Consider the following 21,284-nt stretch of genomic DNA (forward strand, 5'->3'; position numbering starts at 1 on the left):
TTCGCCAGCGCTGGAAGCCCTGGCAGGGCAAGGTCCTTGGTTCGATGACCATGGTGGGTGTTTCATCGCTGAAACACTCTCGCCTCCGGTCAGCGAACTGACCGAGCGTTATCAGCAAATCATCGCCAGTGCAGCGTTCCAGCAACGTTATCGCAGCTTGCTCAAACACTATGTGGGGCGGGCTACTCCCTTGACGTTGGTGGAGAACTTCTCCCGGGAAATTGGGGTGAAAACCTACCTCAAACGCGAAGACCTGGCCCATACCGGCGCCCACAAGATCAACAATGCCCTGGGTCAGGCGCTGCTGGCGCAGATGATGGGTAAACGCCGCGTGATCGCAGAAACAGGCGCAGGCCAACATGGCGTGGCGACTGCTGCGGCCTGTGCCTTGCTGGGGATCGAATGCGTGATCTACATGGGCTTGCGTGACATGCAACGCCAGGCGCTGAACGTACAACGCATACGGTTGATGGGCGCGCGGGTAGTGGCGGCCACTGGCGGCACCCAGACCCTCAAGGACGCGATCAACGACGCCCTGCGCGACTGGGTGGCCAATGCCGACACGACCTATTACCTGCTGGGATCGGCGTTGGGCCCGCACCCTTACCCGGCCATCGTCCGCTATTTCCAGAGCGTCATCGGCGACGAGGCCAGGCAGCAGTTCGCCGCGCTTGAGGACGGAGCACTCCCGGATGCGCTGGTGGCATGTGTCGGAGGGGGATCGAACGCCATCGGGTTGTTTTCGGCCTTCATTGAGGAACCTGACGTGCAGTTGTTCGGTGTCGAGGCCGCCGGCCAGGGCGAAAGCAGTGGCAATCATTCGATCCGTTTCGGCCAGGGCGGACAGAGCCGCTCCGGGGTCTTGCAAGGGTGTCGCTCCTACGTCCTGCAGGACGCCAATGGGCAGATAGGTGAAACCCACAGCATCGCGCCCGGACTGGATTACCCGATGGTCGGGCCTGAGCATGCCCAGTTGCGTGACAGCGGCCGCGCCAATTATCTCTGGGCCAGCGATGACGAGGCGCTGCAAGCACTCCAGCTGTTATCGCGCTGTGAAGGCATCATCCCGGCCCTGGAAAGCGCTCATGCATTGGCCGGCGCCATCAAAGTCGCGCGGCAACTGCCCCAGGGCGCGCGAATCATCATCAACCTCAGCGGGCGTGGCGACAAGGACATGCAAACCATTGCCCAGCTCACGAGTGCGGAGGAAGTCCCCCAATGAACCGTATCGACAGCTGTTTCGCCGATCTCGCGCAAAGAGGCGAAAAGGCCCTGATGCCTTACCTGACGGTCGGCTATCCGGCACTGGACAGTCTGCCGGAGCTGGTACAGGCCGCACGTAATGCTGGTGCGGATGTCATCGAGCTGGGTGTGCCTTTCTCCGATCCGGTCGCCGATGGTCCGGTGATCCAACAGACCAGCCACGCAGCGATTGCCAATGGCATGACCATGACGTTGGCATTGAAGCAGATCGCCGGACTTCCCCAGGACGACCAGGCGCCCGCGCTGGTGGTGATGACCTATACGAATCTTCTGCTTAACCATGGTTACGAGCGGTTCGCCGCGCAGGCGGCCGAGGCGGGCATCAGTGCAGTGATTGTCCCGGACATGCCGGTCGAGGCCAGTGGTGAGTTGCGTGCCGCCCTGGAGGCGCAAGGTTTGTATCAGATCTTTCTGATGACACCGAACCTTAGCGATGAGCGCCTGCGCACGATTGCCAGACACGCCAAGGGGTTCATCTATCTGGTGTCGGTGCTGGGCACGACTGGTGAGCGCGACCAATTGGCCGACATCGGTCCGTTCGTGGAGCGGGTACGGCGATTTACTGACTTGCCTTTGGCGGTTGGTTTCGGCATCGGCACCCCCGAGCAGGCCCGAGTCATGTGGCAGCTGGCGGAGGGCGTGATCATTGGCAGCGCTTTGGCACGCCGGCTGGCCGACCCAGTCGAAGCCGCTACGCAGGCCCACCACTATCTCGCTGGTTTCAAGGCCGGGGGCCGGCGATGAATGGCTGGCAGCAGGGAACGATCAAGGTGTGCGGGGTACGGACACCGGAAGATATCCAGGCTTGCCTGCAAGCCCGTGTCGATTTGATCGGCCTGGTACTGGTGCCTGGTTCAAAGCGCGAACTGTCGCTCAAACAGGCAACGGTCTTGCGTGACCTGATCGGTGACCAGGCCAGGGTAGTGGGCGTGTTCATGAATCAGCCGTATAGCCAGGTCTACAAAACCACCCAGGCCCTGGACCTGGATCTGGTGCAGTTGCATGGCCAGGAGCAGGGGCGTTGTTGGGAGCAACTGGGACGGCCTTTGATCCGTCGTGTGATGCCGTCGGATTACCGCCGCGATCGAAGGGCCTCGGCGCTGCCACTGGTCGATGCAGGGGCCGGCCACGGGATTGCGCATCCTTGGCCGGCCACGCGCTACCCGGAGGCGATGATCGCGGGCGGTTTGACGGTCAACAGTGTCGCAGCGTTGATCGAAGCACTCGAGCCCGCAGCCGTGGATGTGTCCTCGGGGGTGGAGTCGTCGCCAGGTTGCAAGTCGCCCCAGGCTATTGACGCGTTCTGTCGAAATGCCCGGATCGCCTTCGGGCAAGTGCGACGCGCGCAACGCAGCAGCAATCAGTAATGACGGCAGCCGCCGTGGCCTGCCAACAGGCGGGATCAGCCCAGCTAACAGGTGAGGGAAAACAATGCCGCAGAATGTGCGTGGAGTGGTTGCACGGTACAGCCAGGGGGAGCCGGTCGAGGCGCATCAGTTGCAAAGCGCCTTTCGCGCATTGATGCAGGGACAGCTGCCGGACTCGTTGATCGCTGCGCTGCTGGTGGCTTTGCAAGTGAAGGGCTTGGAGGCCCAGGCGATCGAGTGTGTCGCCCGCGTGGTACGTGAATTTCTGATTCCGGTCCGGCATTCGGTGGCGGGGCCGCTGGTGGACCTGTGCGGAACAGGAGGGGACGCGCGGGCCACGTTCAACGTGTCGACCACCGCCAGCTTTGTGGTGGCTGCGGCGGGTGTGCGGGTGGCCAAGCATGGCAACCGCAGTGTCAGCTCGACCTGTGGCAGCGCCGATGTACTGGAAGCGCTGGGCCTGGATTTGCAATTGACGCCCGCACAGATCGCTACGTGCCTGGAACGAGTGGGAATTGGATTCATGTTCTCGCCAGCCCATCGACCGGCTCTGCCGGGCTTGACGCGGGTCCGCAGTGAACTGGCCATCCGCACGATTTTCAATGTCATCGGCCCGCTGACCAACCCCGCCGCGGCGAGCAGGCAGTTGCTGGGTGTGTTCAGCGCCGAGCTGGTGCCGATCATGGCGCAGGTACTCAGGGCACTGGGCAGCGAGCGGGCGCTGGTGGTCCACGGCGAGGATGGCTTGGACGAGATTTCCCTATCCGGTAGCACGCTGGTCGCTGAGCTCTGGGATGGCGACATACGCCAGTACCACCTCCACCCCAGCGATTTCGGAATGAAGGTGTGTGATCTGGCAACCCTGCAGGTCAGCAGCATCGACCAGGCCCGGGCGTTATGCCTGGAAGTGCTCGCGGGCCGGAAGGGTGCTCCACGCGACATTGTCCTGCTCAACAGTGCCGCGGCGCTCTACCTGGGCGACAGGGTCGAGAGTATCGCCCAGGGGCTGGAGCTGGCGACCGGCATTCTGGACAGCGGAAAGGCCATGCAAACCTATGAATCGTTGTTGTCATTTACCCGTGGATTGCGAAATTGAAGGCACAGCCGGGTTTCAAGGAGCGAAGGATGGAACAGATTTTTGGGACTGTCGCGGTGGTGGGGCTGGGCTATGTCGGGCTTCCTCTGGCGGTTGAGTTCGGCAAGCGCTTGCCGACCATAGGCTTCGATATCTGCCAGCACAGTATCGATCAATTACGCGATGCCATAGATCCATCCGGGGAGCTTGGCGAGGAGCAGATGCAGCAGGCGCACTTGCTCACCTATACGAGCGATCCGGCGGCGCTGCGCTGCGCTGACATTATCATCGTCGCGGTCCCCACACCTGTGGATGCGGCGAATCAACCTGATTTGTCACCCTTGATACGAGCCAGTGAAGCGGTGGGGCGGAACATGAAACCCGGGGCATTGGTCATCTACGAGTCGACCGTTTACCCGGGCGCGACCGAGGAACGGTGCATTCCCGCCTTGCAGGAGGCTTCGGGGCTGGTGTGGAAAGAGGGCTTCACTGTCGGCTACTCGCCTGAGCGAATCAATCCCGGCGATCGTACCCACACGCTTTGCGATATTGTCAAAGTCGTGTCCGGCGACAGTCCGCAGAGCTTGCAGACCGTGGCCGCGTTGTACGAGCTGATTGTCCGGCCGGGGGTGCATCGTGCGCCTTCGATCAAAGTGGCCGAGGCGGCCAAGGTCATCGAGAATACCCAGCGCGACCTGAACATCGCCCTGATGAATGAGTTATCGCTGATCTTCTCGGAACTGAAGATCGACACTTGCCAGGTGCTGGAAGCGGCGAACACCAAGTGGAATTTCCTTGATTTCAAGCCAGGGCTGGTAGGCGGTCACTGCATTGGCGTCGATCCCTATTACCTCACCTACAAGGCCGAGTCCCATGGCTACCATCCCCAGGTGATCCTTGCCGGGCGACGGATCAACGATGGCATGGGCAAGTGGATCGTCGAGAAAACCATCAAGCTGCTGATCGCCGCCAACCGTGTGGTGAAGGGCTCGACGATCAATGTGCTGGGGATCACATTCAAGGAAAACTGCGCGGATGTACGCAATTCGAAGGTTCACGACATCATCGTCGAGTTGCGAGCCTATGGCGTCAACGTCCATGTGCATGACCCGCTGGCCGACGCAGCGACGGTCATGCGTGAGTACGACTGCGCATTGAGCAGTTGGGAACAGCTGCCCGCAGGCGATGCGATGATCGTGGCTGTGCCGCATGAGGCCTATCGGCGCACCTCATTGCAGCAAATGCGCACCAAGTTATTGCCCGGGGCCTGTGTGATTGATGTCAAGGCTGTCCTGGATCGGGAGTCCTACGAGGCCGAGGGTTATCATTTCTGGCGTCTGTAGACCGCTGGTTCAACCGTCGGCGTGACGAGCCCGCAGGCCACCGCAGCACTGACGGCCTGCTGGCGACTCACCGAACCGAGTTTGCGTCGGGCATTGAGCAGGTGGAAGTCGATGGTGCGTTCGGAACAGGTCAGGATGTGGCTGATCTCCCAGGTGGTCTTGCCGGCGCTGGCCCAATACAGGCAGTCCAACTCTTTGGGCGTGAGGTTCTGGCGGGGCTGGGCTACTGGACTCTGCAACTGATGGCGCATCCCGGCGAGCAGGTAGGGGATGAGCATGAATAATTGATAGACGGCGGGGTTGGAAAACCCTTCTCGCTCGGTGATCTGGGTGTCATCGAAAGCCACACTTAGTGTTCCCCTGAGCATCTCGTAGCGCAGCGGGATGCTCAGGCCGCTGCGCAGGCCGTGTTGCTCGCGTTGCTGCCAGAAGTGCCGGGAGCGTCCACGGGCACGCCTGCGCTCGCTGTCCCAGAAAAAAGGCAGCAGTTCGCGTCGACAGTGTCTGAGTATCGGGTCGATCTCGATCAGCCCGTCACCGCGATAGTGTTCCAGCCAACGTTTGGGAAAGGTGGTGATGAGGCCAGCGAGAGGGTCGGTGTCCCTTGGTGCTGCCGGTCCCAGGCTGATGAGGTAGCTGCCGAAGCCGAGTTGGCGCAGCACTTTGTTGACCAGGCGCTCCCAATCGCAACGGTTGGCATCTTTGGCCAGACTCATGAAGGCGGTCAGCGGTGCGGTACGCCCGGCCTGGGTCCGGCCGCAGACGGGGGAGTTGAGTTTGTCCATAAACGAGTCGCTCTTGTTATAGCGGGAATGAAACAGCCGGAGCACGGAAAAGAAGGGGCGTGCGCCCCTCCTGGTGGATCACTGGTGCACGTAACACTTGATGAAACTGCGGAACAGGTCCAAGCCGTTTTCGGTCAGGATGCTCTCAGGGTGAAACTGCACCCCCTCCACTGGCAGGTGGCGATGCCGTACACCCATCACATAGCCGTCATCGGTGGATCGCGAGGTGACTTCCAGGCAGTCGGGTAACTGCTGGTCGCTGACCATCAACGAGTGGTAGCGGGTGGCTTGTATGGCACGTGCTTGCGTATGGTCGTAGACGCCCTTGCCATCATTCTCGATTTTGCTCACCTTGCCGTGCATCACGTGCGGGGCGCGGCAAACCTGGGCGCCGAAGGCCAGGCCGATGGCCTGATGACCCAGGCAAACGCCCAGCAGCGGCAAACGCCCCTGAAAGTGCTTGATGACTTCGATATAGCCAACGTCGGCCGGATGCCCAGGCCCAGGGCCCAGCACGCAGAAGTCCGGTGAAAAATCCTCGATGCGTTGCAGGAGGTCTGGCACGTCGTGACGCTCGACGCGGGTTTCCAGCCCCAGTTGTTCCAGGTACTGGCTGATGATAAAGACGAAGCTGTCGTAGGCATCGATCAGGAATACTTTCACAGTGCGATCTCCTTGCCGGTTACTGCCCGGTAGACAGAACCCATTTTGTACAACGTCTCTTTCCACTCCATCTCGGGAACCGAGTCGGCAACCACCCCGGCGGATGCCCGCAAGTGGTAGGTACCCTCGTCGAAGACGGTCGAGCGAATGCACAGGGCGGTATTGACGCTGCCATCAAAACCTACGAGGCCAAGGGCTCCGGCGTAGATGCCGCGGCGGTTGCTCTCCATTCCCTCGATCAACTCCATCGCCCTGACCTTGGGCGCGCCGGACATGGTCCCGGCGGGGAACGAGGCTTTGATCACGTCGTAGGCGTCCAGGCCTGGGCGCAGCAGACCGCGAACGTTCGACACCATGTGATAGAGGTGCGAGTACTCCTCCACCAGCATGAACTCGTCGACTTCCAGTGAGCCGGCCTGGCAGACGCGACCGATATCATTGCGACACAGATCGATGAGCATCAGGTGCTCGGCGCGTTCCTTCTCCGAGCGGGTCAGCTCCAGCACCAGTTGGGTCGGATCGACGCCAGGCTTCTTGCCGACAGTACCGGCGATCGGACGCATCTCAATCAAATCGTCCTTGATCCTGACGAACAGCTCCGGACTGGCACCGATCAGGTCGATACCGCCCACATGGGCCAGGTACATGTAAGGAGAGGGGTTGCGCAGGCGCAGGTTCTGGTACACATCGAACGGCGCAACCTGCGAGCGAATGCGGATCTCATGGCCGAGTTGGATCTGGTAGACGTCGCCGGCGCGGATGTGCTCCATCGCGACTTCGACACGTTCGCAAAATTGCTCCGGGGTGACCGTGCGGATTTCCTCGAATGTCTCTGGATACGGTGGCAGATCCACTGCCTCGCACGCCGGGGTTGCGCTCAGGAAGGGGTAATCCTCCACTGTACGGGGCGCCCACAGAGGGTGGTTGTTGATCAGGGTTTCGACAATGCCGTTGCTGTGGAAATAAACCAGTGTCTGATAGACCGACAGGGCGATGAGCGGGTAGCTGTAGGTCTGTTCGGCGAGATCGGGAAGGCGCTCGATCAGGCGAACGCAGTCGTAGGAGAAATAGCCGAAGAACGCCAGGCTGGAAGGGGCATTGGGTGCAGGCTGGAACGTAGCCTGGATGGCCCGGAGCAGGTTCCACGCTGACTCGCTGTCCGGTAGATGGATCTTGTGCTCGGGATCGACCTGCACCCCCCCTTGTTGCAGGCTGGCGGACAAGTGTTCACACAGCGCAGGACAGCCGCGCAGTTGTGCCTGGCCCTCATCGATACACACTTCGAAAAGGGGCTCGAGCCCGATGATCGTCGCCCGGCGATCGCGGCTTGGACCGGACAGTGATTCAAGAATGAAGACAGACTCGCGACCCAGTTGCTCCAGTGCATTTGCATATATGCCAAGTGCATCTGTAGATCGACGTTCTTCGCGGCGAAGAACATTGACGTCAATTAAATGTTTATTCACGGTTATACCATTTTCAAGGTGCAACGATTCAGGCACTCCATTAAGAGAGCGCCACGGGAATATAAAGTGCGCAGGCACTTTAAATAGGTGTTGACGGATATCCTGAATGTTCGGGGCGGACGCTGTTCATGTCGCGCGCAATACCAGGCTTGCAACGGATTGCAGCCATCGATGCGCAGGGCACAAGGCGCGAGCACCTTCGAATTTCATTGGGGAGAGAGCAGGACGTTGCTGGCAGGCAGCAGACAGACGCTGGTCTTCGCTAAATTATTAGCGACGCCAGATATTGCTTTTGAAGATGGCCAGAGTGGCCCGGGAACAGCTGTCGGGGTAGCTGTGGGAAGAGCTGATAGCAGAAAGGTGATAGTACATTTTAGACATCCCAGTCTTGGCTAGGCACTGCGGGAACGAGCAGCAGTGCGGCGAAATTACCAGTGTGCCCTGGGGCTGTCAACTGCTGGACGGATATTAATATTTCATTCATTTCTTAGTGTCGACAGGCACAACAACTATTCCTGCGCATATGTAAGTGCGCGTGCTTTTAACAAGAAATTCGTGCGCGCACAACTGCGGGATAACGCAGCTGGGTATTTGTAACTTCTGTCACTAACGTAGCGGCCGTTGAGTTCCAGTAACCCATCAAACCTGAGCGGCTGAAATGAAAGAGCATCTAGACACATTCAAGAAGCGGTACGATCCGATTCATCATGCCTATTGGACCGATGTCCTCAGCGACACCGCGTTGGCGGCATGGCACCAGGAACAGTTGCGGGAAGTGATCGGCCACGTGAAGCGTTCTTCGCCGTTCTATGCCAAGCACCTTGCCCAGGTCGACGAGCGTACGCTGACCTTGGATGATCTCGTCACCTTGCCATTCACGACCAAGGACGACTTGCGCGAGGCAGGCTTCGACATTTTGTCCGGCCCGCTGGAAGACAGCATCTTTTATTACGAGACGACGGGCACTACCGGGCCTGCTACGCCATGCCCGCGGGACCGCAAGGAAAGCTACGCGAGCAATCGCCAGTTGGCCATGGCCTACCAGGCCGTGGTCGAAAAGCACTTTCCAGGTGAGAAGACGGTCGTCGGTATCATGGGGCCCACCGAGGTCCATTCCTTTGGCGACACCCTGGGCGATGTCTGCACCCAGCTCGACCTGTGCAATGCCAAGATCTGGCCGCACTCACCGGTGATCGGCTGGCCCAAGGCGCTGCAACTGCTCAAGGACCTGCGCATCGGGGTACTCGCCTCTGCGCCGGGGCTCTTGCTGGCTATGGCCAAGGAAGCCGAGCGCCAAGGCTTCAACCCACGCGAGGACTTCGCCCTGCGCGCCTTCATGATGAGTGGCGAGTTGTGCACGCCGGCGTTGAAGAACAACCTTTATAGCCTGTGGGGGGCGCAAGCCTACAACAGCCTGTATGGCTCCCAGGAAGCGATGATCATCGCGGCTTGCAACGCCAACGACCAACTGGTACCTCATCGCCTCAACTACCTCATCGAAGTGCTTGATCCCAAGACCGGCGAAAACCTGGGCGGCACCGGTGATGGCGAGTTGTGCGTGACCATGCTGATCCCCGGCAGCAAGCCGTTGATCCGCTACCGTACCGGTGACCTGGTCTCTATCCAGTCGCGTCCGGGCTATCCCCAGTCGATGCGCCAGACCGTCAAGGTTGTCGGTCGAGTGAAGGATGCCGTGCAGCTGAATGACCGCGCGTTCTCGGCCGCGCAGATCGAGCAGGCGCTGCTCGAAGGCGTCGAACAGTGCCTGGGCTATCAAATCGTCCTCAGCCGCGCCAATGATCGCGATACGGTCATCGCCAAACTGGAAATGTCGCGCTTCTTCGATGGTGATCGCGCACGCCTGGTGCTGCTGATCAAGGAGCGCCTGCGGGAGCGGCTGGGGGTCGAGGCCACGGTCATGGTGGTGGGCGATCTTGCCGAACATGTGAACCTGGGTAGTTGGTTCAGCTGGAAAGAAGCCCGCATCGTCGATCAACGCAAAGGCCAGTGAGGTCACCGATGAGCTTGTCTGTTCGCGTGATCGACAGCGCCAGCGATCTGTTCGAGTCCGTCAGGCAATTGCGCAGTCGCTACCTGGGGACTAACCCGGCGAAGGAGGATGACTTCGATCGAAGGGAGCAGTTGCGCGACGCCATGTCCTATCACCTGATCTACCTGGACAACGACGAAGTGGTCGGGACGTTGCGCGTCACTCCGCTGGGCCATGGCCTGAGTTTCGTCGAGCGGGCTGTCGATGTGCATGCCTATTTCCAACAGTCGACGGATGCCTTCGATGCCAACCGCCTGGTGCTGGACGAGCGCTATCGCGGCGGGCGGCACCTGCGCATGTTTCTCCTGCAGGCGGCCATCTGGCTGAAAGCCAACACCCACCTGCGATTCATCTCGGCCCTGTGCCGCGGCCAGCTGGCCGCCCTTTATGTCGGTCTGGGCGGGCGCGTGCTGGTGGATGACGTGACCTGGACCGGGGAACAGGTCGAGCGGCGCTACAGCCTCGTGTACCTGGAACTCGAAAGTGTTTACCACAATGTTAAAGGAGCCAATTGAAATGCAAGCATTCTTCAACGAACTCGACGCTATCGTCGACGCGGGCTGGGCCCAGATCAAACAGGGTGCCTACTGGAAATTCAGTCTGGACAACCCCACGCCACCCGCTCTTTACCAACAGCTCATGCTGCAGGTGTACCACTACACCCGCTACAACTCGGTCAATCAGGCCGCCTGCGCCTTCAGTGCCGATCCGGAAGAGACGACACTGCTGCGCTTCGTCTATAAGCACGCCTTGGAAGAGCTGGGTCACGAGCGCATGGTACTGCGCGACCTCGAGTCGGTCGGGCTGCTGCCACAGGAGATGCCAGCGCCCCTGGCACCGACCCAGGCGCTGATCGCTTTCCTCAACGATGTGGCTATCCGCAAGGGACCGATCGCACGGCTGGGCTACAGCTATTGGGCCGAGGATGTCTACGAGCACATCCAGCCGATCCTGGACAGGTTCCGCACTGACCTGGGCCTGAAGGACGAGCAGATGACGTTCTTTGTCGCCCATTCGACCATCGATGAGAAGCACGCCGAAGAAGTACGCCTGGCCATCCAGCGTGCGGTGAAGACCGAAGACGATCGTCGCCAGATCAAGGAAGTGGCACGCGTCACGTTGTGGCTGACCGGACAGTTGATGGAAGAAGCGCTGCGAGCCTATCTGGCTGGCGAAGAAGGGCTGCGAGAGGCGTCCTGAATCATGAACCTGACCATCATTGTCGGCTCCAGCCGACCTTGTGGTGTCAGTGCACGGGTGGTGGCGCTGGTGCGCCGCCACTTGGGCGAGGAGATCGAGATCGATGCCATCTGGCTCAAGGATTACCGGATCGATTATTGCGACGCCGATAACGCCTGTTCGGATCAGGACTGCGCCGTGCAGGACGACGTCGGGCAGTTGGTGGCGCGGCTGGACCGCGCCGATGCGGTGCTCTATCTCCCCGTCATGCACGCCTACGGCATCAACAGTCGCTTCCAGGCATTTCTGGAGCGGGTCGGCTATGGCTTCCTGCGTCCACGCCAACGGCCGCTGCGCGACAAGCTCGCGGCAATTGCGGTCGTCGGTCGGCGCTATGGGCACACGGCTGTTTTCTCCCAGGTCGCGCTCAACGTACTGCTCAACAAGATGATTCTGGTCGGCTCGGGATTCCCGCCGTGCTTTCAGACACAGCTGGCCCACGATCCAGAAGCGGAACAGGCCCTGTGCGAGACGCTGGATCGACTCTGTGAGCACTACCGTCGACTGAATCCCATAGGGGTTGCCACAGGCAAACCGGAGAGAATCCTGCGACCCATTCACTTTCAGAAGGGATAATTGTCATGCCATTGAAAGATTCATTGCTCGCGTTGCTGGTCACGCTTCTCTGGGGCGCCCAGGTCACAGCGGTGAAGATTGGCGGCGCCGAGCTGCCACCTATCCTCATGGTCGCCATGCGCTATGCGATCATGGCGCTGTTCCTCATGCCATTGCTCAAGCGGGTCAAGCGCGAGCAGTTCGGGCCGATGGTCTTGGTCGCCACGATTACCGGCACTTTACATTTTGGCTTGCTGTATTGCGGTATCGCCCGGGTAGACGCTTCTACCTCGGCAATCATCTATCAGCTGGCGGCACCCTTTACCCTCGTTTTGGCGTTCGCGTTATTGGGTGAAGTCCTGAAAGTGCGGGTGCTGGTGGGCATTTTGCTGGCGTTTGCCGGTGTGCTGGTGCTGCTGGTCAAGCCGTCAGCGAGCGGGACTTTTGTCGGCATGCTGCTGGTGGCTCTGGCGGCCTTGGCATTCGCTGTCGGATCGGTGTTGACCAAGCGCCTCGGGCCGCTGGATCCACTGGCCTTGAGTGCCTGGACCGCGGTCATCGCCGCGCCGCAACTGTTGTTGTGGTCCTTCGTCCAGGAAGGCGGGCAATGGGCAAGCGTCCACACGGCCAGCGCCCAGGCGTGGTGGGCGGTCCTCTACACAGCTCTCAGTGGCGGTCTCTTGGGATTCGGCCTGTGGTTCTGGTTGCTCGGGCGCAATTCGATGCAGCAACTGAGCCCGTATCTGCTTCTGGTGCCATTGTTCGCGATCGCTGTCAGCCAGATCATGCTCGCCGAAGGCATCAGCCAGCGCCTGGTGATCGGCGCAGCGCTGACGCTGGCGGGTGTGGCGCTGTGCCAACTGCGCCTACCCGCAAGATTCTTTCTCAAGGCCGGCGGCAGCAAAGGGCAAGGGGTGGCGGATGAACAGCGTTGATCGACTGTTGCTCGGTACCTTGCGCCAGGTCCAACGCTGGAAGTTCGGTTTGAAACTGCGCTGGCACACCAGTGCTCGAGGGCGCCTGGCCTATCTGCAAGGCACTGCGCGTCAGAAGGGGCCGACATTGGTCATCCTTCATGGCTTGGGGGCCAGCAAGGACCAGTGGGGGCCCGCGATCCTGGGCTTGGCACGCCATCACCCTTGCGTCTTTGTCGATTTGCCGGGACATGGCCAATCCTTGTACGAGCCGCCTGCGGGCTTCGGACCGCAGGCCTTGCTGGCAGCGCTGGAGGACTTGTTGGAAACGGTACGCGAGGGTCCCTTCGTGCTGGTTGGCAGCTCTTTGGGCGGTTGCGTGGCCGGGTTGTATGCCGCGAAATACCCCCGGCGCGTCAGTCACCTGGTCTTGCTGGCGCCTGCCGGTCTCGGCCCGACGGCGCTGGGACCGGCATTGCAAGCTGGCCTGCAAGGGCAGGGCAGTGTCTTCGGCTATCGTACGGTCGAGGAGATGAGGCGCTTCTGGAGCCTGGTGTTCAAGCGGCCACCCCAAGTGCGAGGACGCCTGGCGCAGGCCATGGCGGCCAGCGGCAGGTCGCGGTTTGCTGCGGTGCAGCGGGCCATCGAGGATTTTCGCCGCGAAGGCCTGGACGTACTTCTCGCGCGGCTTCCACTGATCTCTTCGAGAACGCTGGTGATCTGGGGGCAGCATGACCAGGTGTTCCTGCCTGCCGCCCTGGAGAACCTGCTCCAACAACTGCCCGACGCCCGTGGCCAGGTCATCGAGGACTCTGGGCATGTGCCCTATATTGAACAGGGTGCGGAGGTCGTCGCGGCCATCACAGGGTTCATATCAACCTCCGGTGTCGGGGAGGTTCGACCATGCTCGAAGTGATTGCCAGCACCCGCAGTGAGATGTCCCCGGCCCTCTTCAAGGCACTGGCGCGCTATCGGTATGATGTGTTCGTCAAGGGCCTCGGCTGGGCATTGCCCTGCGCCGAGGGCTTCGAGGTGGATGCTTTCGATCGGCCGGATACGGTGTATGTCCTGGCCCGCGACAGCAGGCAGGAAATCGTCGGGTGCGCACGCTTGATTCCTACCGATCGCCCCTTTCTGTTGGGGGAGGTGTTTCCCCAGTTGATGGGTGACACGCCGTTGCCGTCCTCAAGCACCGTCTGGGAGCTGTCCCGGTTTGCCAGCCGGCGTCCACTGTCGCGACGGGCCCAGGTCATGCGGGCCTGGCACGACACCACATGGTTAATGAGCAAGGTCATCGGCGTTGCGCAGACCCTTGGCGCACGTCGGTTGATTGCGTTCAGTGCGCCGGGAAACGAGCGCCTGCTCAGGCGCATGGGTGTCAGCACTCACAGGATTGCGGGGCCGCAGATGGTCAATGAGTTTCCAGTGGTGCCTTTCTGGATCAATGTGGCGGGTTATCGTCACCGTGCAGTGGCTGGTAAGACTCAACGCGAGTGCCAACCCAACTGAGCTGAAATCTGTTGCGTGGCCTCCATCAGTTGCTTGACGTAATCCTGCTTCAATTCCTCCCTGAACCGAAAACACGGGAATGAAACGCTCATGCCGCCGATCACGTGACCGAAGCGGTCGCGAATCGGCGCCGCCAGGCAGCGCATGTTGTCTTCGAACTCTTCATGGTCTTCGGCATAGCCTTGCCGGCGAACCGTTTCCAGTTCTTCCAGATAGGCTTCGACGCTGGTCAGGGTATTGGCCGTGCGGCGCTCGAAGCTTTCTTCCTTGAGGTGCGCCAGCAACTCATCTTCTTCAAGCCAGGCCATCAGCACCTTGCCGATGCCGGTGCAGTACAGCGGCGCTCGCCGGCCAATGCGCGAGTACATGCGCAGGTTGTACTTGGAGTCGATCTTGTGCACGTAGACGATGCTGCCTTCGTCAAGAATCCCCAGGTGAACCGTCTCGCCCGTCAGCTCGTTGATCCGGCGCATGCCTGGTTCCGCTTCCCGGACGATGTCCAGGTGGGGCAGGGCCTGGGCCCCCAGTTCGAATAGCCGGACGCTGAGGCGATAGCGATCCTCGGCATCCTGCACCACATACCCCAGCGCCTTGAGCGACTGCAAAAAGCGATAAACCGTGGCCTTGGACATGTCCAGTTTGTTGGCGATTTCCGAGACGCCGCTTTCTTCCGGATGCTCGGCCAAGGCCTCGAGTACGGCCATGGTCCGGCCAACGGCCGACACCTGATCATTGCTTGGGATGACGCTGTTGTCCATGAAGGCTCCAACGTGAAAAGTAAAACCCAAGGATATACGCAAGCAGAACAAAACGCTGTTTCATTTTTACTTGACGAGGCGGGAAATCTGGCTAGACTCGGGCCTTGAAAGAAAAATGAAACGCCGTTTTAAAAACACAAAAAAGGCGCGTAATGATGGATGAAACACGAATCCATGGCTCACACACCCGCCCCTTGAAGGTGGCATTGGTGGGAGAGTGCATGATCGAGATGCACGGTGAACCGGGCGCTGCGATCACCCAGACTTTTGGTGGCGACACGCTCAACACGGCGGTCTATCTGGCCCGATTGAGTGTGCCCGCCGCGGTGACCGTGGACTACATGACCGCCGTGGGTGGCGATGCATTCAGCCTGGCCATGCGTCAATCCTGGCGTAACGAGGACATTGCTGACGCCCATGTCCGGGTGATCGAAGAGGCGCTGCCGGGACTGTATTTCATCCAGACCGACCCACACGGCGAGCGGCGTTTTCTCTACTGGCGCGGGGAAGCAGCGGCGCGGCGCATGTTCGACGGACCCGAGGCCGACCCCATGCTGGAGGCGCTGGCAGGGTTCGACTATGTGTACCTGAGCGGCATCAGCCTGGCGATCCTCACGCTCGAAGGGCGAGAACGCCTGATGCAGGCCTTGCAGCGGGCTCGCCAAGCGGGCACCTGCATCGTCTTCGACAACAACTACCGTCCCCACCTCTGGCCCGATCCCGAAACCGCCCGCCAGGCCTATCGCGACCTGCTGCGCCTGACCGACCTGGCCCTGGTCACTTGGGACGATGACGCCATCCTGTTCGGCTATCGCGACACCGACGCCTTGTTCAGCGCTTATGCGCAGGCCGGGGTCAGCGAAGTGGCCCTCAAGCGTGGCGCCGCGTCCTGCTTGATCCAATGTCCGGCGGGCCGTTTCGAAGTACCCGCGCAAAACGTTGCCCGTGTCATCGACACCACTGCCGCCGGCGATTCGTTCAGCGCTGCTTACTTGGCCTGTCGTCTGCAAGGCGGGGACCCGGAGCAGGCCGCGCGCTGGGGCCACCGCCTGGCTGCCCAGGTTGTCCAGTACCGAGGCGCACTGATTCCCCAAGCGGCCATGCCGAGCATGGGCACGCCTGCATATCCTTCCGTTGCACAGGTCTGAGCTTATGAAAATTATAGAAGCGCGCGTCATCGTTACCTGCCCGGGTCGCAACCTGGTTACCTTGAAGATCGTCACTGACGAGGGCATCTACGGCATCGGCGACGCGACCTTGAATGGCCGCGAACTGGCGGTGGTGGCCTATCTGGAGGAACACGTCCTGCCCGCGCTGATCGGCCGCGACGCCCACCGAATCGAGGACATCTGGCAGTACCTGTATCGCGGCGCGTATTGGCGGCGTGGCCCGGTGACCATGACCGCCATCGCCGCCGTCGATGTGGCGCTCTGGGACATCAAGGCCAAGGCGGCGAACATGCCGTTGTATCAGTTGCTGGGCGGCAAGAGTCGCAAGCGGGTAATGGTCTATGGGCATGCCACCGGCAGGGACATCGAAGGTTGCCTGGACGAAGTCGCCCGCCACGTCGAGCTGGGCTATAAAGCCGTGCGCGTGCAATGCGGCGTGCCCGGCATCGCCACCACCTACGGCGTCGCCAAGCGCAGCGGCGAGCGCTACGAGCCGGCCGACAGCGACCTGCCGGCCGAACACGTCTGGGACACCGCCAAATACCTCAACTACGTACCCAAGCTGTTCGCCGCCGTGCGCGAACGTTTTGGCGACGACCTGCATATCCTCCATGACGTGCACCATCGCCTCACGCCCATCGAAGCGGGACGCCTGGGCAAGGCCGTGGAGCCGTACAACCTGTTCTGGCTCGAAGACTGTACCCCGGCCGAAAACCAGCAGGCCTTTCGCCTGATCCGCCAGCACACCACCACGCCTTTGGCCGTTGGCGAGGTGTTCAACTCCATCCATGACTGCCGCGAGTTGATCCAGGAACAGTTGATCGACTACATCCGCACGACGCTGGTGCATGCCGGCGGCATTACCCATGTGCGGCGCATTGCCGATTTTGCCGCGCTGTTCCAGGTGCGCACCGGTTTTCACGGGGCCACCGACCTCTCGCCGGTGTGCATGGGCGCGGCCCTGCATTTCGATACCTGGGTGCCCAACTTCGGTATCCAGGAGCACATGCCTCACGAAGCGCGCATCGATGAAGTCTTCCCCCATGCCTATCGCTTCGAGGACGGCCATTTCACGCCGGGCGAAGCACCGGGGCACGGCGTCGACATCGATGAAGACCTCGCCCGCCAATACCCCTACAAGCGCGCCAGCCTGCCGGTCAACCGCCTGGAAGACGGGACGCTCTGGCACTGGTGAAGCGTTTCCAACACATAGAAAACGGGGCGGATGTCCCGTCAGGAGTGACCCGATGAAAGCGTTTCAGGTAAGAGCACCCTTCGAGTTCGGGTTGGCCCAGGTCGACTCACCCCAGGTGGCCCATGGTGAAGTCCAGGTCGATGTGGCGTATGCCGGCATCTGTGGCTCGGACATGCACATCATCCATGGGCAGAACGCATTCGTGCGTTTTCCCCGTGTCACTGGCCATGAATTTTCCGGCGTGGTCCGGCAAGTCGGCGAGGGCGTAGAACACCTTCAAGTGGGCGACCGGGTGTGCATCGATCCGGTGATCAGCTGCGGCACCTGCTATCCCTGCCGCATCGGCCGGCCCAATGTCTGCACCCGGCTGCAAGTGATCGGTGTGCACCGCGATGGCGGTTTCAGCGAGCAGGTCTGCGTGCCGGCAGAAAACGCCCATCGTTTGCCCGATGCGATGTCCCTCAGCCACGGCGCCCTGGTCGAGCCTTATTCCATTGCCCTGAATGTGCTTGATCGCATGCAGCCCCATCCGGGCGACAGCGTGCTGATCTACGGCGCCGGGGTGATCGGCCTGACCCTGGTGCAGATGGCCAGGGCCTTGGGGCTGACCGACATCACCGTGACCGACGTCATCGACAGTCGCCTGGAGACGGCGCGGGCCCTGGGCGCGAGTCGGACCCTCAACGGCCAGCAAGTCGATGTCGAAGCGACGATGCGTGAGCTCACCCAGGGCGAGGGCGTGCCGTTGATTGTCGATGCCGCCTGCATCCCGGCGCTGATGCCGCAGATGGTGCGCCTGGCCTCGCCGGCCGGTCGCATCGGGCTGTTGGGGTTCACTGCTACGCCCAGTGATCTGGTGCAGTTGGAAATGATCAAGAAGGAACTGACCCTGGTGGGTTCGCGGCTCAACAACCGCAAGTTTCCCAAGGTGATCGAACTGATCGCCAGCGGCCAGTTGCAGGTCCAGGACCTGATCAGTCATCGCGTCACTTTCGACGAGATGCCCGGCGCCATCGAGCTGATCGAGAAACACCCCGAGCAAACCCGCAAGGTTCTGGTGGAGCTGACGAACGCCCATCACTGAGCCGTTTTTACCACCGGTTCCATCGTGCCTGTTATGGGCATCCTCACCGAATAAACACAACAAGCGGGAGGCTCCACCATGTTTGGTCAAGGACGTAGCTTAATCATCATCATGCTGTTCCTGGCCGGGGTCATCAACTACCTCGACCGCTCGGCACTGTCTGTGGCGGCCCCTTTCATCCAGAAGGACTACGGTCTGAGTACGGGTGAGATGGGCATGATCTTCAGTAGTTTTTTCGTTGGCTATGCTGCTTTCAACTTCATCGGTGGCTGGGCCGCCGACCGTTACGGCGCCAAGACCACGTTGTTGCTGGCGATGGTGTTGTGGTCGTTGTTCAGCGGCCTCACCGTACTGACGGTGGGCTTTGCTTCGCTGGTGCTCATCCGGATCCTGTTCGGCATGGGCGAAGGACCGCTGAGCGTGACCACCAGCAAGATGGTCAACAACTGGTACGCCCCCAAGCACAGGGCCCGGGCGATTGGTACGTCGATGTCCGGCACGCCGCTGGGCGGGGCGATTTCCGGCCCGGTGGTGGGCTTTATCGCCGTCACCTACGGCTGGAAGGTCTCGTTCATTATCATCATGCTGGTCGGCCTGATCTGGGCGGCGGTGTGGTACAAGTTCGTCAAGGAAAAGCCTGAGGGCGAGGGCGCCGAGGAGATTCTTCGGGCCGAGGGGCAAAGCGACCTGGCGGCACAACCGGTGTTCCCGCTGCGCTTCTACCTCAAGCAGCCGACGGTGTTGTTCACCTCCCTGGCATTCTTTTCCTATAACTACACGCTGTTTTTCTTCCTGACCTGGTTCCCCAGCTACTTGACCATGGCCCACGGCCTGAACGTCAAGGACATGAGCATCGCCACAGTCATTCCCTGGGTCCTGGGTTTCCTCGGCCTGGCCTTGGGCGGTTTCATTTCCGACTTCGTGTTCAAGAAAACCGGGCGGATGATGTTCTCCCGCAAAGTAGTGCTGGTGACATGCCTGCTGGCCTGCGCGGTCTGTATCGCCTGTGCCGGGATGGTCAAGACGCTGTATCCGGCGGTCATTCTCGTGGCTTTGGCGGTGTTCTTCCTCTACCTCACCGGCGCCATCTATTGGGCGATCATCCAGGACACCGTGCCGGCGGCGCGGGTGGGCGGCGTCAGTGGTTTCATGCACTTTCTGGCGAACACCTCGGGCATTATCGGCCCAACCTTGACGGGCTTCCTGGTGCAGTTCACCGGTTCGTTCACCAGTGCGTTCCTGCTGGCGGGGCTGTTGACCGTAATCGGCGCGGTGTGTGTGGCGCGCTATGTAAAACCCCTGGCGGTAGCCAATACCGCTGACTCGGCTGCACAAGGCTCGCAACCGGCTTCGGCCCTGAGCCATCCCTGAACAGAAGGAGTGTATTGATGCCTGTTGTGAAACGAGTGCCCTGCGTCGGTGCTGCAACGCAGGTCGGTATCGTGCATCTGGGCTTGGGCGCGTTTCATCGCGCCCATCAGGCGGTCTACCTGCAACGCCATCTCAATCGCCATGGCGAAAGTGACTGGGGGCTGTGCAGCGCCAACCTGCGGTCGAATCGCACGTTGGTCGATCAATTGCGCGAGCAGGACGGCCGCTATCATGTTGCCGAGTACCGCGACCGTGAACAGGTGACGCTGCGTGAGATCGGGGTGCTGCGCCAGGCTTTGTATGTGGGCGAGGGTGGCCCTGACTTGGAGCAGCTGTTGCAGCGCATGGCCGCGCCGCACACGCGGATCGTCACGCTCACCATCACCGAAAAAGGCTATTGCTTGAGCCCTTCCTCCGGGCAACTGCGCAGCGAAGACCCGGTGATTGCCCATGACATCGCTCATCCGCAAACGCCACGCTCAGCTCCCGGCATCGTCCTTGAAGCCCTGCGTCGGCGCCGCGTTGCCGGCATCCCCGCTTTCACGGTGTTGTGCTGCGACAACATGCCCGACAACGGCCAGCGCACGCGCCAGGCGGTCAGCGCTTTGGCGGCGACGCAGGATAACGCGTTGGCCCAGTGGATCGACCAACACGTGGCGTTTCCCAGCTGCATGGTCGACCGCATTGTGCCGGCCATGGATGACGAATCCTTCCGGCGACTGGAGCAACTGGACTGTCATGACCCGGCGGCAGTGGTCTGTGAAAGCTTCAGCCAGTGGGTGATCGAGGATCACTTTCCCCTCGGTCGCCCGGATTGGGAAGTGGAGGGCGTGCAGATGGTGGAGGACGTGCGCCCGTTCGAAACAATGAAACTGCGCATGCTCAATGGCAGCCATTCGTTGCTGGCCTATGTGGGACTGCTGGTCGGCCACGACACGGTGTTCGATGCCGTCAGCGACGCGAACCTGCTGCGCCTGATCGGGCGTTACATGGCCGAGGAGGCAGCGCCTACTTTGGACATGCCAGCGGGTATCGATCTTTCGGTCTATGCCCACGATCTAAAGGCGCGGTTTGCCAATGACAGCCTGCAACATCGCCTGCGCCAGATCGCCATGGACGGCTCGCAGAAACTGCCGCAACGCTGGTTGCTGGGTGCACAGCAATTGCTTGACCAGGGACGTGGCATCGGCTGTACCGCATTGGGCATCGCGGCCTGGATTCGCTACTGCACGCAGCCGTTGCCCGGCGGTTCGGCGGCGGTGATTGACGATCCTTTGAACGCGACCTTTATCGATCTTGCGGGACGATTCGAAGGCCCGTCGTTGGTGGACGCTTTTCTTGATCTGGACGAAGTCTTCCCGGCCGGGTTGTCGGCTCGCGTCGCCTTTCGCGATGCGGTGCAAAGTGCCTATGCAGCCCTGGTTCGCGATGGCATTGGCAGCCTTTTGCACACCTTTGCCGCACCCAACCGATAACAA

The 21,284-nt window shown here is 61.0% G+C and carries 21 protein-coding genes; 17 read left to right on the plus strand and 4 right to left on the minus strand.

What is annotated here, in order from left to right; all coding sequences use genetic code 11:
* Positions 1-10: 10 nt before the first annotated feature.
* The 5 genes from trpB to QNH97_RS11330 all read left to right on the plus strand — a co-directional run bounded on the left by trpB (position 11) and on the right by QNH97_RS11330 (position 5,048).
* Complete coding sequence (gene trpB, locus QNH97_RS11310; protein WP_283557466.1) at positions 11-1,222, plus strand: tryptophan synthase subunit beta; 1,212 nt, start codon at positions 11-13, stop codon at positions 1,220-1,222.
* Entirely contained in the window at positions 1,219-2,007 is a 789-nt protein-coding gene (trpA, locus tag QNH97_RS11315; RefSeq protein WP_283556882.1) for a tryptophan synthase subunit alpha, read from the plus strand. The genes trpB and trpA overlap by 4 nt, the downstream gene beginning before the upstream one ends.
* Positions 2,004-2,630, plus strand: coding sequence for a phosphoribosylanthranilate isomerase (locus tag QNH97_RS11320; RefSeq protein ID WP_283556883.1), 627 nt, complete (start codon positions 2,004-2,006; stop codon positions 2,628-2,630). Before trpA ends, QNH97_RS11320 begins: the two co-directional genes overlap by 4 nt.
* A 64-nt stretch (positions 2,631-2,694) precedes the next feature.
* Positions 2,695-3,726 carry an anthranilate phosphoribosyltransferase gene (trpD, locus tag QNH97_RS11325; protein ID WP_283556884.1) on the plus strand — a complete coding sequence of 344 codons (1,032 nt, stop codon included), beginning with the start codon at positions 2,695-2,697 and terminating at the stop codon, positions 3,724-3,726.
* Between the two features lie 29 nt (positions 3,727-3,755).
* Positions 3,756-5,048 carry a nucleotide sugar dehydrogenase gene (locus QNH97_RS11330; RefSeq protein ID WP_283556885.1) on the plus strand — a complete coding sequence of 431 codons (1,293 nt, stop codon included), beginning with the start codon at positions 3,756-3,758 and terminating at the stop codon, positions 5,046-5,048.
* Here the strand turns inward: QNH97_RS11330 and QNH97_RS11335 are convergent.
* From QNH97_RS11335 to QNH97_RS11345, 3 genes are all read right to left on the minus strand, one after another.
* On the minus strand, positions 5,030-5,833 hold the full coding sequence (locus QNH97_RS11335) for a helix-turn-helix transcriptional regulator (RefSeq protein ID WP_283556886.1): 804 nt from the start codon (positions 5,831-5,833) through the stop codon (positions 5,030-5,032). The genes QNH97_RS11330 and QNH97_RS11335 overlap by 19 nt on opposite strands.
* Positions 5,834-5,911: 78 nt before the next feature.
* The gene (locus QNH97_RS11340) at positions 5,912-6,496 is read right to left on the minus strand and encodes an anthranilate synthase component II (protein WP_135845918.1); all 585 of its coding nucleotides are present in this window, start codon (positions 6,494-6,496) and stop codon (positions 5,912-5,914) included.
* Positions 6,493-7,962 carry an anthranilate synthase component I family protein gene (locus QNH97_RS11345; protein WP_283556887.1) on the minus strand — a complete coding sequence of 490 codons (1,470 nt, stop codon included), beginning with the start codon at positions 7,960-7,962 and terminating at the stop codon, positions 6,493-6,495. The genes QNH97_RS11340 and QNH97_RS11345 overlap by 4 nt, the downstream gene beginning before the upstream one ends.
* Positions 7,963-8,620: 658 nt before the next feature.
* Between QNH97_RS11345 and QNH97_RS11350 the strand changes: the two genes are divergently transcribed.
* From QNH97_RS11350 to QNH97_RS11380, 7 genes are read left to right on the plus strand one after another with little or no spacing between them, the layout of a single operon-like run.
* Positions 8,621-9,973 carry a phenylacetate--CoA ligase family protein gene (locus QNH97_RS11350; RefSeq protein WP_283556888.1) on the plus strand — a complete coding sequence of 451 codons (1,353 nt, stop codon included), beginning with the start codon at positions 8,621-8,623 and terminating at the stop codon, positions 9,971-9,973.
* A gap of 8 nt (positions 9,974-9,981) precedes the next feature.
* The gene (locus tag QNH97_RS11355) at positions 9,982-10,527 is read left to right on the plus strand and encodes a GNAT family N-acetyltransferase (protein ID WP_283556889.1); all 546 of its coding nucleotides are present in this window, start codon (positions 9,982-9,984) and stop codon (positions 10,525-10,527) included.
* Between the two features lies 1 nt (position 10,528).
* Positions 10,529-11,212, plus strand: coding sequence for an iron-containing redox enzyme family protein (locus tag QNH97_RS11360; protein WP_283556890.1), 684 nt, complete (start codon positions 10,529-10,531; stop codon positions 11,210-11,212).
* Positions 11,213-11,215: 3 nt separating this feature from the next.
* Positions 11,216-11,827, plus strand: a complete 612-nt coding sequence (locus QNH97_RS11365) for a flavodoxin family protein (protein ID WP_283556891.1) — start codon at positions 11,216-11,218, stop codon at positions 11,825-11,827.
* 5 nt (positions 11,828-11,832) lie between these two features.
* Complete coding sequence (locus QNH97_RS11370; protein WP_283556892.1) at positions 11,833-12,741, plus strand: DMT family transporter; 909 nt, start codon at positions 11,833-11,835, stop codon at positions 12,739-12,741.
* Positions 12,728-13,636, plus strand: a complete 909-nt coding sequence (locus QNH97_RS11375; RefSeq protein ID WP_283556893.1) for an alpha/beta fold hydrolase — start codon at positions 12,728-12,730, stop codon at positions 13,634-13,636. The genes QNH97_RS11370 and QNH97_RS11375 overlap by 14 nt, the downstream gene beginning before the upstream one ends.
* On the plus strand, positions 13,624-14,229 hold the full coding sequence (locus tag QNH97_RS11380; RefSeq protein ID WP_135845910.1) for an acyl-homoserine-lactone synthase: 606 nt from the start codon (positions 13,624-13,626) through the stop codon (positions 14,227-14,229). The genes QNH97_RS11375 and QNH97_RS11380 overlap by 13 nt, the downstream gene beginning before the upstream one ends.
* On the opposite strand, the gene kdgR is transcribed toward QNH97_RS11380, so the two are convergent.
* Positions 14,205-14,987 carry a DNA-binding transcriptional regulator KdgR gene (kdgR, locus tag QNH97_RS11385; protein WP_283556894.1) on the minus strand — a complete coding sequence of 261 codons (783 nt, stop codon included), beginning with the start codon at positions 14,985-14,987 and terminating at the stop codon, positions 14,205-14,207. The genes QNH97_RS11380 and kdgR overlap by 25 nt on opposite strands.
* Before the next feature lie 155 nt (positions 14,988-15,142).
* On the opposite strand from kdgR, the gene QNH97_RS11390 reads away from it, so the two are divergent.
* The 5 genes from QNH97_RS11390 (at position 15,143) to QNH97_RS11410 (ending at position 21,281) form a co-directional block, all read left to right on the plus strand.
* Entirely contained in the window at positions 15,143-16,135 is a 993-nt protein-coding gene (locus QNH97_RS11390) for a sugar kinase (RefSeq protein WP_283556895.1), read from the plus strand.
* A gap of 4 nt (positions 16,136-16,139) precedes the next feature.
* Positions 16,140-17,351: a D-mannonate dehydratase ManD gene (manD, locus tag QNH97_RS11395; RefSeq protein ID WP_283556896.1), complete on the plus strand. Its 1,212-nt coding sequence runs from the start codon at positions 16,140-16,142 to the stop codon at positions 17,349-17,351.
* A gap of 52 nt (positions 17,352-17,403) precedes the next feature.
* Entirely contained in the window at positions 17,404-18,435 is a 1,032-nt protein-coding gene (locus tag QNH97_RS11400) for a Zn-dependent oxidoreductase (protein ID WP_283556897.1), read from the plus strand.
* Positions 18,436-18,513: 78 nt separating this feature from the next.
* Complete coding sequence (locus QNH97_RS11405; protein ID WP_283556898.1) at positions 18,514-19,806, plus strand: MFS transporter; 1,293 nt, start codon at positions 18,514-18,516, stop codon at positions 19,804-19,806.
* Between the two features lie 17 nt (positions 19,807-19,823).
* Entirely contained in the window at positions 19,824-21,281 is a 1,458-nt protein-coding gene (locus QNH97_RS11410) for a mannitol dehydrogenase family protein (RefSeq protein WP_283556899.1), read from the plus strand.
* Positions 21,282-21,284 lie beyond the last annotated feature (3 nt).

Origin of the sequence: Pseudomonas sp. G2-4, from assembly GCF_030064125.1 — a bacterium.
Taxonomy (GTDB): Bacteria; Pseudomonadota; Gammaproteobacteria; order Pseudomonadales; family Pseudomonadaceae; genus Aquipseudomonas.

Coding starts and splice junctions, on each gene's coding strand:
- QNH97_RS11380 (WP_135845910.1), top strand. CDS start 13,624: ATGCTCGAAGTGATTGCCAGCACCCGCAGTGAGATGTCCCCGGCCCTC.
- QNH97_RS11400 (WP_283556897.1), top strand. CDS start 17,404: ATGAAAGCGTTTCAGGTAAGAGCACCCTTCGAGTTCGGGTTGGCCCAG.
- QNH97_RS11370 (WP_283556892.1), top strand. CDS start 11,833: ATGCCATTGAAAGATTCATTGCTCGCGTTGCTGGTCACGCTTCTCTGG.
- QNH97_RS11335 (WP_283556886.1), bottom strand. CDS start 5,833: ATGGACAAACTCAACTCCCCCGTCTGCGGCCGGACCCAGGCCGGGCGT.
- QNH97_RS11365 (WP_283556891.1), top strand. CDS start 11,216: ATGAACCTGACCATCATTGTCGGCTCCAGCCGACCTTGTGGTGTCAGT.
- QNH97_RS11390 (WP_283556895.1), top strand. CDS start 15,143: ATGGATGAAACACGAATCCATGGCTCACACACCCGCCCCTTGAAGGTG.
- manD (WP_283556896.1), top strand. CDS start 16,140: ATGAAAATTATAGAAGCGCGCGTCATCGTTACCTGCCCGGGTCGCAAC.
- trpD (WP_283556884.1), top strand. CDS start 2,695: ATGCCGCAGAATGTGCGTGGAGTGGTTGCACGGTACAGCCAGGGGGAG.
- QNH97_RS11350 (WP_283556888.1), top strand. CDS start 8,621: ATGAAAGAGCATCTAGACACATTCAAGAAGCGGTACGATCCGATTCAT.
- QNH97_RS11360 (WP_283556890.1), top strand. CDS start 10,529: ATGCAAGCATTCTTCAACGAACTCGACGCTATCGTCGACGCGGGCTGG.
- kdgR (WP_283556894.1), bottom strand. CDS start 14,987: ATGGACAACAGCGTCATCCCAAGCAATGATCAGGTGTCGGCCGTTGGC.
- QNH97_RS11320 (WP_283556883.1), top strand. CDS start 2,004: ATGAATGGCTGGCAGCAGGGAACGATCAAGGTGTGCGGGGTACGGACA.
- QNH97_RS11355 (WP_283556889.1), top strand. CDS start 9,982: ATGAGCTTGTCTGTTCGCGTGATCGACAGCGCCAGCGATCTGTTCGAG.
- QNH97_RS11330 (WP_283556885.1), top strand. CDS start 3,756: ATGGAACAGATTTTTGGGACTGTCGCGGTGGTGGGGCTGGGCTATGTC.
- QNH97_RS11405 (WP_283556898.1), top strand. CDS start 18,514: ATGTTTGGTCAAGGACGTAGCTTAATCATCATCATGCTGTTCCTGGCC.
- trpA (WP_283556882.1), top strand. CDS start 1,219: ATGAACCGTATCGACAGCTGTTTCGCCGATCTCGCGCAAAGAGGCGAA.
- QNH97_RS11375 (WP_283556893.1), top strand. CDS start 12,728: ATGAACAGCGTTGATCGACTGTTGCTCGGTACCTTGCGCCAGGTCCAA.
- QNH97_RS11410 (WP_283556899.1), top strand. CDS start 19,824: ATGCCTGTTGTGAAACGAGTGCCCTGCGTCGGTGCTGCAACGCAGGTC.